The following is a 15,791-nucleotide window of genomic DNA, read 5'->3' as shown; positions in this document are numbered from 1 at the left end:
GGGTCGGAGGCGGACCGGCCCAGGAACGCCCGCTCCGCGGGCATTGGTGTGACCTTAGAAGCGAATCGCTTCGACTTCAAGGTCCGACAGCCCCGGTCACACGACGTCTCGGCCCGCACGGATCACCCGCACCGGCCGCAGCTCCGCGTCCGTCACGAGCACGTCCGCCCGGCGCCCGGCGACGAGCCCTCCGACGTCGGTGAGCCCGAACGCGCGCGCCGGCACCCACGACGCCGCCCGGACCGCGTCCGCGAGCGGCACCCCGGCAGCGACGGTGGCCCGCACGACGTCGATCAGCCGAGCGGTGCCGCCTGCGATCGTGCCGCCCTCGGTGAGCCGCGCGACACCGCCGGCCACCGTGACGGCCATGGGACCCAGCACGTAGGAGCCGTCAGGCATGCCCGCGGCGGCCATCGCGTCCGTGACGAGCGCGACGCGGTCCGCGCCCAGCATCTCGATCACCGAGCGGATCGTGGCCGGCGCCAGGTGCACCCCGTCGGCCACGAGCTCGGCGACGAGGTCGCCGCGCGCCGCCGCCGCGAGGCACGCCGCGACCGGCCCGGGCGCGCGGTGGTGCAGCGGCGGCATGCCGTTGAACAGGTGCGTCGCGGTCATCTCCAGGCCGCGCTCGCGCAGTGCGGGCGCTACCTGGGCGATGAGCGCCTCGGCCTGCTCCGCCGTGCCCGAGGTGTGGCCCAGCGACGGGACGGCGCCGGCCGCGATCAGCGCCTCCGCGGCGCCGCCCGGCCCGGCGACGCCCGGGATCTCGGGCGCCACCGTCATCGAGCGCAGATGCCCGCCCGACGCCGCGACCAGGTCGCGCACCAGCCCGGCGTCGCCGGTCACCAGATGCTCGGGGCTCTGCGCGCCGCGGCGCTCGTACGACAGGAACGGTCCCTCGGAATGGATGCCCGCGATGTCGCCGGCCTCCGCCAGCGCGCCGAGCATCTCCGCGCGGGCGAGCAGCGTCTCGCGGCCGGCGGTGACGAGCGAGGCGAGCATCGTCGTCGTGCCGTGCGTGCGGTGCTCGCGGACGGCCACGAGGGCCTCGTCGGCCGAGGTCGCGTCCGGGAAGCTCGCTCCCCCGCCGCCGTGGTCGTGCACGTCGACGAGGCCGGGCAGGATCGTCGTCCCGTCCGAGGCAGCGGGGACTGCGACCGGCGCACCGGCGGCCGGGCCCGCGTACGCGACGCGGTCGCCCTCCAGGACGAGCACGCCGTCCTCGACGACGGCGTCGGGCAGCACGAGGCGGCCGCGCAGGGCGGTGGAAGCGGGGGCGGCGGGCGGCGTCATGCGGTCATCCTCGCGCACGCGGCGCGGCGCAGTGCGCGCGGCACCGTGCGCGGCACCGCGTGTGCGGCGCCGCTCGAGGTGGCGTCAGAAGAGCCGGGCGTCGACGTCGTCGAGGCCGCGCATCGCCTCGTAGTCGAGGACGAGGCAGCCGATGCCGCGGTCCGTGGCCAGCACCCGCGCTTGTGGCTTGATCTCCTGCGCCGCGAACACGCCGCGCACGGGCGCCAGGAGCGGGTCACGGTTGAGCAGGTCGAGGTAGCGCGTGAGCTGCTCGACGCCGTCGATGTCGCCGCGGCGCTTGATCTCGACGGCGACGTGACCGCCCTCGGGGGCACGCGCCAGGATGTCGACGGGGCCGATGGCCGTCATGTACTCGCGGCGCACCAGCGAGTGGCCGTTGCCCAGGAGGGCGATCTGGGCCGCGAGCAGCTCCTGCAGGTGTGCCTCGACGCCGTCCTTGATGAGTCCCGGGTCGACGCCCAGCTCGTGCGCGGAGTCGTGCGCGACGTCGTGGAGCTCGATCTCGAGCCGGTCGTCCGACTTGGTGTGCTGGACCGTCCACACCTGCGTGACGCCCCGGCCGGCCGCCTCGGCGTCCGGCTCGGAGACCTTGAGCGTGCAGGGCGGGCTCATCCAGTTGAGCGGCTTGTACGAGCCGCCGTCGGAGTGCAGCAGCACGCTCCCGTCCGCCTTGACCACCAGCAGCCTCGTCGCGAGCGGCAGGTGGGCCGTCAGCCGGCCCGAGTAGCGGGCCGAGCAGTGGGCGACGACGAGGCGCACGGTCTCTCCTACAGGACGAGGTCGCGCCGCCCGGGCGGCGCGGCCTCGAGCCACGAGGCGAGCCCAGAGTACGCGGCCGCGGACATCGACAGCTCGAAGTCCGTGCCCTCGTAGCGGCACTGGACCAGGTACTGGTCGGCCTGGCCGGCCTGTTCGAGCGGCACGCGCCCGGTCACGACCAGGCGGTCCCGGAGCCAGGTGCGGGCCGCCCGCGGCGACAACGACCAGCACCGATACCACTCGATCCGGCCCACGGCGTAGTGGGCGATGCCCAGGGTGAAGGCCGCGGCCGGGTTGCCGCCGGCACGCGCGTTGCACGGGAACGACCCGACGCGGTGCGACAGCGTGTGCAGCCGGGACGCGCCCAGGGCCACCACGAGCGCAGCGGCCACGAGGACCGCCAGGAGCACCCACACGCCGGCGGCGGGCACGTCGGTGTCCTCAGCCCTCGGAGCCGGAGATCGGCGTGATCTCGTCGGCGACGACGGTGACGAGGTTGTCGTCGACCGACACGAAGCCGCCCGTCACGTGCACCTCGAACGAGGCGCCGTCGTCGGTGGTGACCCGCACGGTGCCGGGGCGCAGCACGGCAAGGATCGGCGTGTGCCCGGACAGGATGCCGATCTGGCCGTCCACGGACGGCGCGCTCACCTGGCGTGCGACGCCAGACCAGATCTTCCGGTCGGTGGCGACGAGGTCGACGCTCAGCTCTGCCACGAAGTTGTTCCTCTCGGTCGTCAGAAGGGACGGCGGCCCGCGCCCGCCCGCGCGGGGCGGTCACGGGCCGCCGACGGCGCTGTCAGGCGCCGTACTCCTTCTGGATACGGGCCCAGTTGCGCTCGAGGTCCTCGAGGCCACCGATGTTGTAGAAGGCCTGCTCGGCGATGTGGTCGAAGTCGCCGGCGGCGATCTTCTTGAACGCCTCGATGGTCTCCGACAGCGGCACCGTCGAGCCCACCACGCCCGTGAACTTCTCGGCCATGTAGGTGTTCTGCGAGAGGAACTGCTGGATGCGGCGCGCACGCGCCACGACCGTCTTGTCCTCCTCCGAGAGCTCGTCGACACCCAGGATCGCGATGATGTCCTGGAGCTCCTTGTTGCGCTGCAGGATCGACTTGACCTGCGTAGCGACGTCGTAGTGCTCCTGGCCCACGTAGCGCGGGTCGAGGATGCGCGACGTCGACGTCAGCGGGTCGACCGCCGGGTACAGACCCTTCGACGCGATCTCTCGGCTCAGCTCCGTGGTGGCGTCGAGGTGCGCGAACGTCGTGGCCGGGGCCGGGTCGGTGTAGTCGTCGGCCGGCACGTAGATCGCCTGCAGCGAGGTGATCGAGTGGCCGCGCGTCGAGGTGATGCGCTCCTGGAGGATGCCCATCTCGTCGGCGAGGTTCGGCTGGTAGCCCACCGCGGAGGGCATGCGGCCGAGCAGCGTCGACACCTCGGAGCCCGCCTGCGTGAAGCGGAAGATGTTGTCGATGAAGAGCAGCACGTCCTGCTTCTGCACGTCGCGGAAGTACTCCGCCATCGTCAGACCGGTCAGGGCGATGCGCAGGCGCGTGCCCGGCGGCTCGTCCATCTGGCCGAAGACCAGGGCCGTCTTGTCGAAGACGCCGGCCTCCTCCATCTCGTGGATGAGGTCGTTGCCCTCACGGGTGCGCTCGCCGACACCCGCGAAGACCGACACACCGCCGTGGTCCTGGGCGACGCGCTGGATCATCTCCTGGATGAGGACCGTCTTGCCGACGCCCGCACCGCCGAAGAGGCCGATCTTGCCACCCTGGACGTACGGGGTGAGCAGGTCGATGACCTTGACGCCGGTCTCGAACATCGAGGTCTTGGACTCGAGGTCCTTGAACGCCGGCGCCTTCCGGTGGATCGGCCAGCGCTCGGTGACCTCGAACTGCTCGCCCTCCTTGAGGTTGAGCACGTTCCCGGTCACGTCGAACACGTGGCCCTTGGTGATGTCGCCGACGGGCACCGTGATCGGGGAGCCGGTGTCGGTGACGGCGGCGCCGCGCACCAGGCCGTCGGTCGGCTTGAGCGCGATGGCGCGCACGAGCGAGTCGCCCAGGTGCTGGGCGACCTCGAGCGTGAGCGTGAAGGTCTTCTCGCCCTCGCCCTGCGAGCTCAGGTCGATGTCGACGGTGAGGGCGTTGTAGATGTCGGGGATCGCGTCCTCGGGGAACTCGATGTCCACGACGGGGCCGATCACTCGAGCGACGCGGCCAACTCCAGGGCCGGTCGGGGCCGCTCCGGAGTTCCCCCGGGAGTCCACGGTGGTGGCGGTCATTGCTTGCCTCGCTTCGGAAAGGTCGTCTGAGTCAGTTGGTCGGCCGTCGGCATCGTCGTTACTTCGATGCCGCGAGGGCGTCGGCACCCGAGACGATCTCGCTGATCTCCTGGGTGATGTCCGCCTGGCGGGCCTGGTTCGCCAGGCGCGTGTACGTCCGGATCAGGTCCTCGGCGTTGTCGGTCGCCGTGTGCATCGCCCGCTGGCGCGAGGCCAGCTCGGACGCCGCCGACTCCAGCAAGAAGCTGAACAGTCGGCTGCGTACGTAGCGCGGCAGCAGCGTGTCGAGGACGATGGCGGCCGAGGGCTCGAAGTCGTAGAGCGGCTCGACGTCGTCGTGCGCGGCGACGCCCTCGACCACCTCGAGCGGGAGCATCCGCACGACGCGCGGGCGCTGGGTGACCATGTTGACGAAGTGCGTGTACACCACGTGCAGCTCGCCGACGCCGCCCTCGCCCGCCGGGGCTGCAAACCGGGCCAGCAGGGCGTCCGCGATCTCGTTCGCCACCTCCGGGGTCGGGTTGTCCGATCCGTAGGACCACTGCCCCGCGATCTGGCGCCCGCGGTAGCGGTAGTACGACACCGCGCGGCGGCCGGCCACGAAGAGGTCGGCCTCCTTGCCCTCACGCACGAGCTGCTCGAGCAGGCGTTCGGTCTCGCGGATGATCGCCGCCGAGTACGCCCCGGCCATGCCACGGTCGGATGCGATGACGAGCACCGCGACGCGGTTCGTGTCGTGGCGCGGCTCGGTGAGCGGGTGCTCGACGTGCGCGTGCGTCGCGACCGCCGACACGGCCCGGGTGATGGCCTGCGCGAAGGGGGTCGCGGCCGCCACGCGGGCGCGAGCCTTGCCGATGCGGGAGGCCGCGATCAGCTCCTGCGCGCGGAACATCTTCTTGAGCGACTGCGTCGACTTGATCCGCTGCCTGTAGACGCGCTGGGATCCTCCGGCCATGTGTCAGGCCTTCTTGCCCGTGACGATCTGCTCCTGCTCGATCGTCACGTCGCCGTCCTCGGCGGGGCCGCCGACCAGCGGGGTGCCGTCGCCCTTGAGGAAGCCGTTGCGGAAGTCCTCGACGGCCTTGGCCAGGGCCGCCTCCGTCTCGTCCTCGAGCTTGCCCGTGGACGCGATGGTCGTCAGGACGTCGCTCGTGCGGCGCAGGTGGTCGAGCAGCTCCGACTCGAAGCGCTTGATGTCGTCGACGGGGACGTCGTCGAGCCGGCCCTTGGTGCCGGCCCAGATGGACACGACCTGCTCCTCGACCGGGTACGGGGTGTACTGCGGCTGCTTGAGGAGCTCCATGAGGGCGGCGCCGCGGGCCAGCTGGCCACGCGAGGCGGCGTCGAGGTCCGATGCGAACATCGCGAACGCCTCGAGCGAGCGGAACTGCGCCAGCTCGAGCTTCAGCGTGCCCGCGACCTTCTTCATGGCCTTGATCTGGGCGTCACCGCCGACGCGGGACACCGAGATACCGACGTCCACGGCGGGGCGCTGGTCGGCGTTGAAGAGGTCGGACTGCAGGAAGATCTGGCCGTCCGTGATGGAGATGACGTTGGTCGGGATGTACGCCGAGACGTCGTTCGCCTTGGTCTCGATCATCGGCAGACCGGTCATCGAGCCCGCGCCCAGCTCGTCGCTCAGCTTGGCGCAACGCTCGAGCAGGCGGGAGTGCAGGTAGAAGACGTCACCGGGGTACGCCTCGCGGCCCGGCGGGCGGCGCAGCAGCAGCGACACGGCACGGTAGGCCTCGGCCTGCTTCGACAGGTCGTCGAAGACGATCAGGACGTGCTTGCCCTGGTACATCCAGTGCTGGCCGATGGCCGAGCCGGTGTAGGGCGCGAGGTACTTGAAGCCGGCCGGGTCGGACGCCGGGGCCGCGACGATCGTCGTGTACTCCAGCGCGCCGGCGTCCTCGAGGGCGCCGCGCACGGAGGCGATGGTCGAGCCCTTCTGGCCGATGGCGACGTAGATGCAGCGCACCTGCTTCGACGGGTCGCCCGACTCCCAGTTGGCCTTCTGGTTGATGATCGTGTCGATCGCGATGGCCGTCTTGCCGGTCTGGCGGTCGCCGATGATCAGCTGACGCTGGCCGCGGCCGATCGGGATCATCGAGTCGATGGCCTTGATGCCGGTCTGCAGCGGCTCGTGGACCGACTTGCGCTGCATGACGCCCGGAGCCTGGAGCTCCAGGGCGCGGCGGCCGTCGATGCCGTCGATCTCGCCGAGGCCGTCGATCGGGGTGCCCAGCGGGTCCACGACGCGGCCGAGGTAGCCCTCGCCGACCGGGACCGAGAGGACCTCACCAGTGCGGCGGACCTCCTGGCCCTCCTCGACGCCGGTGAACTCGCCCAGGACGACGACGCCGATCTCGCGCACGTCGAGGTTGAGCGCGAGGCCGAGCGTGCCGTCCTCGAAGCGCAGCAGCTCGTTGGCCATCGCGCCCGGGAGGCCCTCGACGCTGGCGATGCCGTCGCCGGCGAGGGTGACGCGGCCGACCTCTTCGGTCACCGCCCCCTCAGGCTCGTAGGACTTCACGAAGCTGTCCAGCGCGGCCCGGATATCCTCCGGCCGGATCGTCAGCTCAGCCATTGCTTATCTCCTGTGGTCTCTTCAGTCGGCAGCCGACTGCGAATTTCTTTAGCCGGCGAGCCGACGGCGGGCGTCGGCAAGGCGGGACAGCACGGTGTTGTCGACGACGTCGGCGCCGACCTGGATGCGCAGACCGCCCACGACGGACGGGTCCTGCGTCACGTAGACCTGCACCCGCTGGCCGTAGGCCCGCTCGAGCAGCGACGTGAGGCGCTCGATCTGGACAGCGGACAGCTCGACGGCGCTGGTCACGGACGCGACCAGGCGCTCGCGCCGCTCGGCGATCACGTTGCCGACGCTCACGAGCGTCGCGACGAACCGACGGCCGCGCGGCGCCGTCGTTGCGCGCCGGGCGACCGCGACGGTGGTCCGGTCGGCCTTGCCCTCGAGCAGCGCGTCCACCAGGGCGGCGCGCCGCTCCCCCTTCGTGGTCGGGTCGGACAGCACCTGCCGGGCCTCTCGCTGCCCCTGCAGGGAGCGGGTGATCCGGAAGATCTCGTCCTCGACCGTCTCGAGCGTGCCGCGTGCCTCGGCATCGGCCAGCGTCGCCGAGAGCGCGAGGTGCTCGAGGGCGTCGGGCAGGTCCTTGTCCGACGACCAGCGCGCGGCGGCCATCGACTGGACGAGCTCGACGACGCGCGGGTCGAAGCCCGAGGCCAGCACGCGGCCGGCCACGGACTCCTTCGCCTCCGCCGGCAGCGACGGGTCAGAGAGCGTGCGACGCAGGGCACCGGACGAGTCCAGCGCGTCGACGACGGCGAAGATCTCCCCGCCGAGCGCCCGCGCGCCCTCGCCCGCAGCGCGCAGCACCGGCTCGAAGCGCTCCTGCGCCGCGGCCAGCGATGCTCCGCTCGTCCCGCGCATCAGCCCTCCCTGGTGGTCGAGCCGACGGGTGCCGAGTGCGACGCCTCGAGCTCGTCGAGGAACCGGTCGACGACGCGCGACTGGGCCGCGTGGTCGGCGAGCGACTCGCCCACGATCTTCGACGCGAGCTGGGTGGCGAGATCGCCGACGTCGGCGCGCAGCGACACGGCGGCAGCCTGACGCTCGGCCTCGATCTGGCGCTGAGCGGCCTCGGCGATGCGGGTCGCCTCCTCGCTGGCCTTCGTGCGGTGCTCGGCGACGATCGCCTTGCCCTCCTCACGGGCCTGCTCGCGGACCTTGGCGGCGTCGGTCCGGGCCTCGGTGAGCAGACGCTGCTGCTCGTCGAGCGCACGGTCGGCGGCCTCCTGGGCCTCCGCGGCCTTGGCCATGCCACCCTCGATCTTCGCGGCCCGCTCGTCGAGCACCGCCTGGAACCGCGGCAGCGCGTACTTGCGGAAGATCACGGCGATGACCACGACGACGACCAGCGACCAGATGATGTCGGCCGGCTCGGGGATGAGCATGTTGTGCTCTCCCTCGGCGGCGGCGAGCACCGCCCCGTACTGGGTCAGCGGGATCATCACGGGACGATGAAGCCGGCGACCAGGCCGAGAAGGGCGAGCACCTCGACGAAGGCGACACCGATGAACATGGTCGTGCGCAGCTGGCCGGAGACCTCGGGCTGGCGGGCCATGCCCTCGATGGTCTTGCCGATGAGGATGCCGAGGCCGATGCCGGGGCCGACGGCGGCAAGGCCGTACCCGACGGTGCCGATGTTGCCGGTGATCTCGGCGAGGTTGGTGACGTCCACTGGCTTTCCTTCCGTTGGGCGCCGCCCCGAGCCGGGGCTGGCGTCGCGTTGTTAGTTCGTCGTTGAAGCGTGGCTTCGGAGCGAGGAGCTCAGTGCTCCTCGACCGACAGGTTGATGTAGACGGCGGTGAGGATCGCGAACACGTAGGCCTGCAGCGCCGCGACGAAGGCCTCGAAGAGGAAGAAGAGGAAGCCCGCGATGAGCGTGCCGGCGCCGAAGAGCTTCATGCTGCCGTCGGACGTGAAGAAGAAGTACGAGGTGGCCACGAAGCAGATCGCGAGCATGAGGTGCCCGGCGACCATGTTGGCCAGGAGTCGGACGGCGAGCGTGGCCGGCCGCAGCACGAACACCTGCAGGAACTCGATGGGCACGAGCAGGATGTAGAGCGGCGCGGGGACACCGGCCGGCAGCAGCGAGCTCTTGAGGAACCCGGCGATGCCGTGGTGCGCCTTGACGCCCGCCCACAGGTAGGTGCCGTACACCCACAGGGCGAGCACCAGCGGAAGGCCGATGACCGAGGATCCTGCGATGTTCAGGAACGGCACGATGCCCGTGATGTTCATGAACAGGACCGTGCAGAAGATCGTGGCGAGCATCGGGAAGTACTGGCGGCCCAGCTTCTCTCCCAGCACCTCGATGGCGATGTTCTTGCGCACGAAGTCGAGGACGAACTCGACGGCCGCCTGGGTGCGACCGGGGACCACCTTCGCGCGGCGCGCGGTGAGGCTCACGATCAGCACGAGCGCGATCGCCGCGATGAAGCGCACCAGCACGATGCGGTTGATCTCGAACGGCGTGCCCGCGAAGAGCACCGCCGGCGGGAAGAAGTCCGCGATCGTGGGCGCGTGGAAGCCGCTGTCGCTCTCGGAGGCAGCGAGCAGCAGGGGCGTCAGTGACGTGGACAGGATGACTCCTGAAGATCGATGAGACCGCTTTGCACCACAACCAGTGGGTACGCCGTCGGACCAGGCCGTCATGGATTCGCGCACAGCCTACCGGATGATCTGGCGTAGTCCGCTCGGTGAGATGGCCCGGGATGATTGATTTCCCGCGGCTTGTGAATGCCTGCACAAACAGTTGCCCAGGTCATCGGTTCGAGCCCCGGAACGCTGCTGTACTCAGGGCTGCACGTACGGGACCCTCCCGCGCTGCACAGCGCGGTAGTCGAGCAGCGACGACCCGATCGCCCCGATCGCGACGACGGTGATCAGCACCCACGGGTCGTAGAAGTCGCGGCCGCGCAGCACGGCGAGCACCACGATGAGCACGATGATCTTCGCGACCCAGGCCCCCATGACGACGCCGGCCATCGCCGTCGGGCTGGCGCCCACGGTGCGGAGCATCGACCAGATCGTGGTGGCGCAGAAGAAGCCCGCAAGCGCCACGCCCACGAGGGCGCCCCACACGCCGGCCATGCCGGCCACGAGCGCGCCCACGGCGACACCGAGCACGGCGAGCACGCCCAGGAACACCACGGTGTCGCGCAGCGCGGCGCGCAGGACGCGCCGCTCGGGGGCCGTAGCGTCCGGCGCGGCGTCGGGGGTGGGGGCGGGGGTGTTCGTCACAGTTGCGGTCCTCGGGTCGGGGATGGGGTGGTCGCAGCGGGTCGGACGACGGGCACCGCGCCCGTCGCGACGTCGTCGTCGAGCAGGCGGCCGTGCGTGCGCAGCGGGCCGAGCGTGAGCGCGAGCGCGACCAGCGCCGCGACGCCCGTGCCGGCCAGCACGGCGTGCCACTCCCACTGCACCAGGGCCGCGGCGCCGAACGCGAACACCGCCGTCCACACATAGAGGATCACGACGGCGCGGCGGTGCGAGTGCCCGATGGCCAGCATCCGGTGGTGCAGGTGCATCCGGTCGGGGTGGAACGGCGACTTCCCGGACGCCAGGCGGCGCACCACGGCCATGCTCATGTCGAGCAGCGGCAGCAGCACCACCGCCACCGGCAGCAGCAGCGGCACGTACGCGGGCACGCTCTGGGCGCCCGAGGTCAGGTCCGGGCTGATCTGGCCTGTCACGGAGATCGTCGCCCCAGCGAGCACCAGGCCCAGCACCATCGAGCCCGAGTCGCCCATGAAGATGTGCGACGGGTGGAAGTTGTGCGGCAGGAAGCCGAGGCACGCCCCCACCAGCACGGCGACCATGAGCGACGCGAGCGACGAGTAGTCCAGCGGGCTGGTCTGCTGCGTGAGCCCGTACGTGTACAGGAAGAACGCCGAGCCGCCGATGGCGATGACCCCCGCCGCCAGGCCGTCGAGCCCGTCGACGAAGTTCACGGCGTTCATGGTCGCCACCACCACGAAGATCGTGACGAACAGCGACAGGCGCGAGCCGGGGATCGTGAGCTGGCCCGGGATGGGCCAAGTGGTCAGCTGGACCTGCATGATCGCCATGAAGCCGCCCGCGAGCACCTGCCCCGCGAGCTTCGTCATCCAGTCGAGGTCCCACACGTCGTCGGCCCAGCCGAGCAGCGCGACGATGACGGCCGCGCCGACGATGCCCCAGACCTTCGGCGCCGCGAAGACGCTCGAGAGGAACGGCATGCGCGAAGCGACGAGCACCGCCACGACGATGCCCAGCAGGATCGCCAGGCCACCCAGGCGCGGCGTCGGCAGCGTGTGCACGTCGCGGTCGCGCACCGCCGAGATCGCGTGCGTGCGGCGCGCGAGCCAGCGCGCCGACGGCGTCAAGAGGTAGGTGACGGCCGCCGCGACGAGGAGCAGCAGGAGGTAGACCCTCACGCGCCGGCCTCCTTCCCCGGGTCGGGCGTGTCAGGCCCGACGACGCCGGGCACGACCTCGCGCAGCCTGTCGAGACCGATCGACCCCTCGCGCACCAGCCGCGGCGGCGTCACGGTCGCGTCCACGACGGTCGACGCGCCGCCCGGTGCGGTGCCGCCGTCGAGGTAGACGGCGACGGAGTCGCCGAGCTGCTCGCGCGCCGCCGCCGCCTCCAGCGGGGCCGGCTCACCCGCGCGCTGCGCACCGGTCACGGCGAGCGGGCCGGTGCGGTGCAGCAGGGCCAGGGCGGCGGGGTGGTCAGGCATGCGCAGCGCGACGGTCCCCCGCGCCTCCCCGAGGTCCCACTGCAGCGACGGCTGCGCGGCGAAGATGACGGTGAGCGGCCCGGGCCAGAAGGCCGCCACGAGCGCGCGGGCGTCGTCGGACACGTCGGTTGCGAGGCCGTCGAGCGTGCGGACGTCGGGGACCAGCACCGGCGCCGGCGTGCGGTCGGCGCGACCCTTCGCCGCCCCGATCGCGGCGACGGCGTCCGGGTCGAAAGCCTCGGCGCCGACGCCGTAGACCGTGTCCGTCGGGAGCACCACCAGACCGCCCCGCCGGACCGTGTTGACGGCCTCGTCGATCGCGGCGCCCCAGGCGTTCGGGTCCGTGACGTCGCGGACGACGCCCTGCACGCTGCTCACGGCCTCAGTCTTCCACGCGCGCGGTGGTCCTCCGGGCGACCACCATGCGTGGGCGGCCGGTGAGGTCGTCCTGCGTCGCGGCGGGCTCGAAGGCGCCCGTCGCGTCGACCATCGCGCGCGCCGCGGCGTCCTGCACCTCGGCGTGCTCCATGACGTACAGCCCTCCCGGCCGCAGCAGGCGCGCGGCCGCGGCCGTGACGCCGCGCGGGACCTCGAGACCGTCGGGCCCCAGCCCGTACAGCGCGACGGCGGGGTCGTGCTGCGCGACCTCGGGGTCGCGGGGCACGGCGTCCGGCGGCACATAGGGCGGGTTGGAGACGACGACGTCGACCGTCCCGTCGAGCTCGCGCAGCGCGGTGCGCGCGTCGCCCCGGACCAGGCGGACGGCGGCGCCCTCGGCGTTGCGGGCCGCCCAGGCGTGGGCGGCGGCGTCGAGCTCGACGGCGTGGACCTGGGCACCCGGCACCTCGGACGCAAGCGCGAGGGCGATCGCGGCCGACCCCGTGCACAGGTCGACGACGACGGCGCCGCCGCGCTCGGTGACGACGCGGGCCGCCTCGTCGATCGCGACCTGCGCGACGGCCTCGGTCTCGGGCCGCGGCACGAACACGCCCGGCCCCACGGCCAGCTCGAGGTGCCGGAACGGGGCCGTGCCCGTCAGGTGCTGGAGCGGCTCCCTCGTGGCGCGGCGTGCGACGAGCTCGCAGAACGCCGCGGCGGCGTCGTCGGGCAGCCCGGCGTCGAGGACGGCGAGGCGCCGCACCTCGCCGCGCTCGGCCCCCAGGACGTGCACGAGCAGGAGCTCGGCGTCCGTGCGCGCGCTGGCCACGCCCGCGGCGGCGAGCGTCGCCGTCGCCTCGCGGAGGAGTGCGCCGGCACGCGCCTCAGGCACCGGCTGCCGCCAGGCGCGCGGCCTCGTCGGCGTCGATCGCCGAGCGGACGACGGGCTCGAGGTCGCCGTCGAGCACGTGGTCGAGGTTGTAGGCCTTGTAGCCCGTGCGGTGGTCGGCGATGCGGTTCTCGGGGAAGTTGTACGTGCGGATGCGCTCCGAGCGGTCGACGGTCCGCACCTGCGAGCGGCGCAGGTCCGCCGCCTCGGCCGCGGCGGCCTCCTGCTGCGCGGCGAGCAGGCGGGCGCGCAGCACGCGCATGGCCTGCTCCTTGTTCTGCAGCTGCGACTTCTCGTTCTGCATGGAGACGACGATGCCGGTGGGCAGGTGCGTGATGCGCACCGCGGAGTCGGTGGTGTTGACCGACTGCCCGCCCGGGCCCGAGGACCGGTAGACGTCGATGCGCAGGTCGTTGAGGTCGATCTCGACCTCGCCCGGGTCGTCGACCTCGGGGAACACGAGCACGCCCGCCGCAGACGTGTGGATGCGGCCCTGCGTCTCGGTCACGGGGACGCGCTGCACGCGGTGCACGCCGCCCTCGTACTTGAGATGGGCCCAGACGCCCTCCCCGGGGTCGTTCAGGGAGCGCGCCTTGACGGCCACCTGGACGTCCTTGTAGCCGCCGAGGTCGGTCTCGGTGGACTCGAGCACCTGGGTGGACCAGCCCTTGCGCTCGGCATACCGCAGGTACATGCGCAGCAGGTCACCCGCGAAGAGCGCGGACTCCTCGCCGCCCTCGCCGGCCTTGATCTCGAGGATGACGTCGCGGCCGTCGTCGGGGTCGCGCGGCACCAGCACGCGGCGCAGGTGCTCGGCGGCGGCCGCCGCGACGGCCTGGAGGGCGGGGAGCTCGGCGGCGAGCTCGTCGTCGAGCTCGGCGAGCTCCGCGGCGGCCGCGGCGTCGTCCCGGGCGGTCTGCCAGGCGCGATAAGCCCCCACGACCTGGTTCAGCTCGGCGTACCGGCGGCCCAGCGTGCGGGCCCGGCCGGCGTCGGCGTGGACGGCCGGGTCGGCGAGCGCGCGCTCGATCTCGGCGTGCTCGGCCATCAGGGGCTGCACGGCGGCATAGGGATCGGTCACGTCACCACTCTGCGAGGTAGAGAGCTGGGGGTAAAGCAACAGCGCCAAAGCAACAGCGCCGGCGGTCCGGCGTCCGACTTTCGTGCGACTGCCCCTGGAGAGGTTGTCGGGATCGTCGGGCGGACCACCGGCGCTGCCGGGGTGCTAGCTGGCGGCCTTCTTGCCGTAGCGCGCCTCGAAGCGGGCCACGCGGCCACCGGTGTCGAGGATCTTCTGCTTGCCCGTGTAGAACGGGTGGCAGGCGCTGCAGACCTCGACGCTGATCGCGCCAGACTTCTCGGTCGAGCGCGTGGTGAAGGTGTTGCCGCACGTGCACGTGATCTGCGTGAGCACGTACTCGGGGTGGATACCGGACTTCATGATGCTCCTTGGGGTGGTTGCCGCCGGGTCGCCCCGCTGACTGCGGGCCGTGAACCGGAAGGCCGACAGAACATTGTGCCAGACGGCGCCCCAGTTCCGGAAACGGGGTCCCCGGCGCCGTACGATCCGGCTCATGCCCAGGACCCTCATCGTCACCAACGACTTCCCGCCGCGGCGCGGCGGCATCGAGTCGTTCGTGCGCGCGCTCGCCGACCGGCTCGGCGACGTCGTCGTCTACACGGCGTCGATGCCGGGCTCCGACGACGTGGACGCCGCGCTCCCCTACCCGGTGATCCGCGACCGCAGCGGCACGCTGCTGCCGACCCGGCGCGTGCGCGACGCCGTCGTGCGCACCCTGCGCGAGCACGAGTGCGACCGCGTGCTGATCGGCTCCTCGGTACCGCTCGGGCTGCTCGCGCCGGCGCTGCGCGCGGCCGGGGCCGAGCGCGTCGTCGCGATCACCCACGGGCACGAGGTCTGGTGGTCGCGGCTGCCAGGCACCCGCCAGGCGCTGCGGCGGGTGGGCGACGCCGTCGACACGCTGACCGACATCTCCGACTGGACGCGCGCGCAGATCGGCAAGGCCCTGTCCGATGCCGGTCGCGCGCGGCAGACGCGCATGGCTCCCGGGGTCGACACCGACCGGTTCCGCCCCGGCTGCGGCGGCGAGGCCGTGCGGGCCGGGCTGGGATTCGACGCCGCCACGCCCGTCGTCGTGTGCGCCGCGCGACTCGTGCAGCGCAAAGGACAGGACATGCTCATCGACGCGTGGCCGCAGGTCTTGCGCGAGATCCCGGCCGCGCGCCTGGTGATCGTCGGCGACGGCCCGTACCGCGAGAGGCTCGAGCAGCGCGCTGCGCGGCGGGGCGTGGCCGACGTCGTCACGTTCGCCGGGTCGGCGCCCTGGGAGCAGATGCCCGGGTGGATGGACGCGGCCGACGTGTTCGCGATGCCGTCCCGCTCGCGCCTGCTGGGCCTGGAGCCGGAGGGCCTCGGGATCGTGTTCCTCGAGGCCGCGGCGTGCGAGAAGCCGGTGATCGTGGGCCGCAGCGGCGGCGCCCCCGAGGCGACCGACGACGGCGTCACCGGCCATGTCGTCGACCCGCGCGACCCGGCCGAGATCGCCCAGCGCGTGGTCGAGCTGCTGACGGACCCCGAGACCGCGGAGAAGATGGGCGTCCTGGGCCGCGAGCGGGTGCTGGCGAGCTGGCAGTGGGACCAGGTGGGCGCGACGGCCCGCCGCCTGCTGCACGTCTGACGGCGTTGTCAGGCTGACGGCGTTGTCAGGATGACCGCGTCGTCAGGCCCACGCGGGGCCGTGCACCACCGTGGCCCTGACAACGCGCACGCCCCCGGAACGTGTCAGGGCCACGGCGGACTTGAGTCCATCGTGGCCCTGACATGTTGGGG

18 protein-coding genes are annotated in these 15,791 nt (G+C 72.3%); 1 reads left to right on the top strand and 17 read right to left on the bottom strand.

Annotation, left to right across the window (positions count from 1 at the left end):
• Positions 1-96 precede the first annotated feature (96 nt).
• The 17 genes from ACO4JP_RS05745 to rpmE form a co-directional block, all read right to left on the bottom strand.
• Positions 97-1,293 (bottom strand): N-acetylglucosamine-6-phosphate deacetylase, encoded by a 1,197-nt coding sequence (locus ACO4JP_RS05745; protein ID WP_425956424.1) that lies wholly within the window; start codon positions 1,291-1,293, stop codon positions 97-99.
• Between the two features lie 84 nt (positions 1,294-1,377).
• Positions 1,378-2,073, bottom strand: coding sequence for an endonuclease NucS (gene nucS / locus ACO4JP_RS05740; protein WP_425956423.1), 696 nt, complete (start codon positions 2,071-2,073; stop codon positions 1,378-1,380).
• Positions 2,074-2,081: 8 nt separating this feature from the next.
• On the bottom strand, positions 2,082-2,504 hold the full coding sequence (locus tag ACO4JP_RS05735; RefSeq protein WP_425956422.1) for a DUF2550 domain-containing protein: 423 nt from the start codon (positions 2,502-2,504) through the stop codon (positions 2,082-2,084).
• Positions 2,505-2,514: 10 nt separating this feature from the next.
• Positions 2,515-2,790 (bottom strand): F0F1 ATP synthase subunit epsilon, encoded by a 276-nt coding sequence (locus ACO4JP_RS05730; protein WP_425956421.1) that lies wholly within the window; start codon positions 2,788-2,790, stop codon positions 2,515-2,517.
• Positions 2,791-2,872: 82 nt separating this feature from the next.
• On the bottom strand, positions 2,873-4,363 hold the full coding sequence (gene atpD / locus ACO4JP_RS05725; RefSeq protein WP_425956420.1) for a F0F1 ATP synthase subunit beta: 1,491 nt from the start codon (positions 4,361-4,363) through the stop codon (positions 2,873-2,875).
• A 58-nt stretch (positions 4,364-4,421) separates the two neighbouring features.
• Entirely contained in the window at positions 4,422-5,318 is an 897-nt protein-coding gene (locus ACO4JP_RS05720; protein ID WP_425956419.1) for a F0F1 ATP synthase subunit gamma, read from the bottom strand.
• A gap of 3 nt (positions 5,319-5,321) precedes the next feature.
• Positions 5,322-6,953, bottom strand: coding sequence for a F0F1 ATP synthase subunit alpha (atpA, locus tag ACO4JP_RS05715; protein ID WP_425956418.1), 1,632 nt, complete (start codon positions 6,951-6,953; stop codon positions 5,322-5,324).
• Between the two features lie 48 nt (positions 6,954-7,001).
• A complete protein-coding gene (locus ACO4JP_RS05710; RefSeq protein WP_425956417.1) occupies positions 7,002-7,817 on the bottom strand; it encodes a F0F1 ATP synthase subunit delta in 816 nt (271 codons plus the stop codon).
• Positions 7,817-8,398 carry a F0F1 ATP synthase subunit B gene (locus ACO4JP_RS05705; protein WP_425956416.1) on the bottom strand — a complete coding sequence of 194 codons (582 nt, stop codon included), beginning with the start codon at positions 8,396-8,398 and terminating at the stop codon, positions 7,817-7,819. Before ACO4JP_RS05705 ends, ACO4JP_RS05710 begins: the two co-directional genes overlap by 1 nt.
• A complete protein-coding gene (locus ACO4JP_RS05700; protein ID WP_130411746.1) occupies positions 8,398-8,628 on the bottom strand; it encodes an ATP synthase F0 subunit C in 231 nt (76 codons plus the stop codon). Before ACO4JP_RS05700 ends, ACO4JP_RS05705 begins: the two co-directional genes overlap by 1 nt.
• A gap of 89 nt (positions 8,629-8,717) precedes the next feature.
• Positions 8,718-9,605, bottom strand: coding sequence for a F0F1 ATP synthase subunit A (gene atpB, locus ACO4JP_RS05695; protein ID WP_425956415.1), 888 nt, complete (start codon positions 9,603-9,605; stop codon positions 8,718-8,720).
• Between the two features lie 141 nt (positions 9,606-9,746).
• The gene (locus ACO4JP_RS05690; protein ID WP_425956414.1) at positions 9,747-10,193 is read right to left on the bottom strand and encodes a hypothetical protein; all 447 of its coding nucleotides are present in this window, start codon (positions 10,191-10,193) and stop codon (positions 9,747-9,749) included.
• On the bottom strand, positions 10,190-11,368 hold the full coding sequence (locus ACO4JP_RS05685; protein WP_425956413.1) for a glycosyltransferase family 4 protein: 1,179 nt from the start codon (positions 11,366-11,368) through the stop codon (positions 10,190-10,192). The genes ACO4JP_RS05690 and ACO4JP_RS05685 overlap by 4 nt, the downstream gene beginning before the upstream one ends.
• Entirely contained in the window at positions 11,365-12,051 is a 687-nt protein-coding gene (locus tag ACO4JP_RS05680) for an L-threonylcarbamoyladenylate synthase (RefSeq protein ID WP_425956412.1), read from the bottom strand. The genes ACO4JP_RS05685 and ACO4JP_RS05680 overlap by 4 nt, the downstream gene beginning before the upstream one ends.
• A gap of 4 nt (positions 12,052-12,055) precedes the next feature.
• Positions 12,056-12,943 (bottom strand): peptide chain release factor N(5)-glutamine methyltransferase, encoded by an 888-nt coding sequence (gene prmC, locus ACO4JP_RS05675; protein WP_425956411.1) that lies wholly within the window; start codon positions 12,941-12,943, stop codon positions 12,056-12,058.
• A complete protein-coding gene (gene prfA / locus ACO4JP_RS05670) occupies positions 12,936-14,021 on the bottom strand; it encodes a peptide chain release factor 1 (RefSeq protein WP_425956410.1) in 1,086 nt (361 codons plus the stop codon). The genes prmC and prfA overlap by 8 nt, the downstream gene beginning before the upstream one ends.
• A gap of 144 nt (positions 14,022-14,165) precedes the next feature.
• Positions 14,166-14,381 carry a 50S ribosomal protein L31 gene (gene rpmE, locus ACO4JP_RS05665; protein WP_425956409.1) on the bottom strand — a complete coding sequence of 72 codons (216 nt, stop codon included), beginning with the start codon at positions 14,379-14,381 and terminating at the stop codon, positions 14,166-14,168.
• Positions 14,382-14,514: 133 nt separating this feature from the next.
• Here rpmE and ACO4JP_RS05660 point away from each other — a divergent pair, with 133 nt between their 5' ends.
• Complete coding sequence (locus ACO4JP_RS05660; RefSeq protein ID WP_425956408.1) at positions 14,515-15,639, top strand: glycosyltransferase family 4 protein; 1,125 nt, start codon at positions 14,515-14,517, stop codon at positions 15,637-15,639.
• Positions 15,640-15,791: the final 152 nt, after the last annotated feature.

Source organism: Xylanimonas sp. McL0601, assembly GCF_049852175.1.
Classification (GTDB): Bacteria; Actinomycetota; Actinomycetes; order Actinomycetales; family Cellulomonadaceae; genus Xylanimonas.
Note: the sequence above shows the minus strand (reverse complement) of the source record. Positions and strands in the feature narration are given on the sequence as shown.

Coding starts and splice junctions, on each gene's coding strand:
- ACO4JP_RS05745 (WP_425956424.1), bottom strand. CDS start 1,293: ATGACGCCGCCCGCCGCCCCCGCTTCCACCGCCCTGCGCGGCCGCCTC.
- atpD (WP_425956420.1), bottom strand. CDS start 4,363: ATGACCGCCACCACCGTGGACTCCCGGGGGAACTCCGGAGCGGCCCCG.
- ACO4JP_RS05720 (WP_425956419.1), bottom strand. CDS start 5,318: ATGGCCGGAGGATCCCAGCGCGTCTACAGGCAGCGGATCAAGTCGACG.
- atpA (WP_425956418.1), bottom strand. CDS start 6,953: ATGGCTGAGCTGACGATCCGGCCGGAGGATATCCGGGCCGCGCTGGAC.
- ACO4JP_RS05710 (WP_425956417.1), bottom strand. CDS start 7,817: ATGCGCGGGACGAGCGGAGCATCGCTGGCCGCGGCGCAGGAGCGCTTC.
- ACO4JP_RS05705 (WP_425956416.1), bottom strand. CDS start 8,398: ATGATCCCGCTGACCCAGTACGGGGCGGTGCTCGCCGCCGCCGAGGGA.
- atpB (WP_425956415.1), bottom strand. CDS start 9,605: ATGACGGCCTGGTCCGACGGCGTACCCACTGGTTGTGGTGCAAAGCGG.
- rpmE (WP_425956409.1), bottom strand. CDS start 14,381: ATGAAGTCCGGTATCCACCCCGAGTACGTGCTCACGCAGATCACGTGC.
- ACO4JP_RS05660 (WP_425956408.1), top strand. CDS start 14,515: ATGCCCAGGACCCTCATCGTCACCAACGACTTCCCGCCGCGGCGCGGC.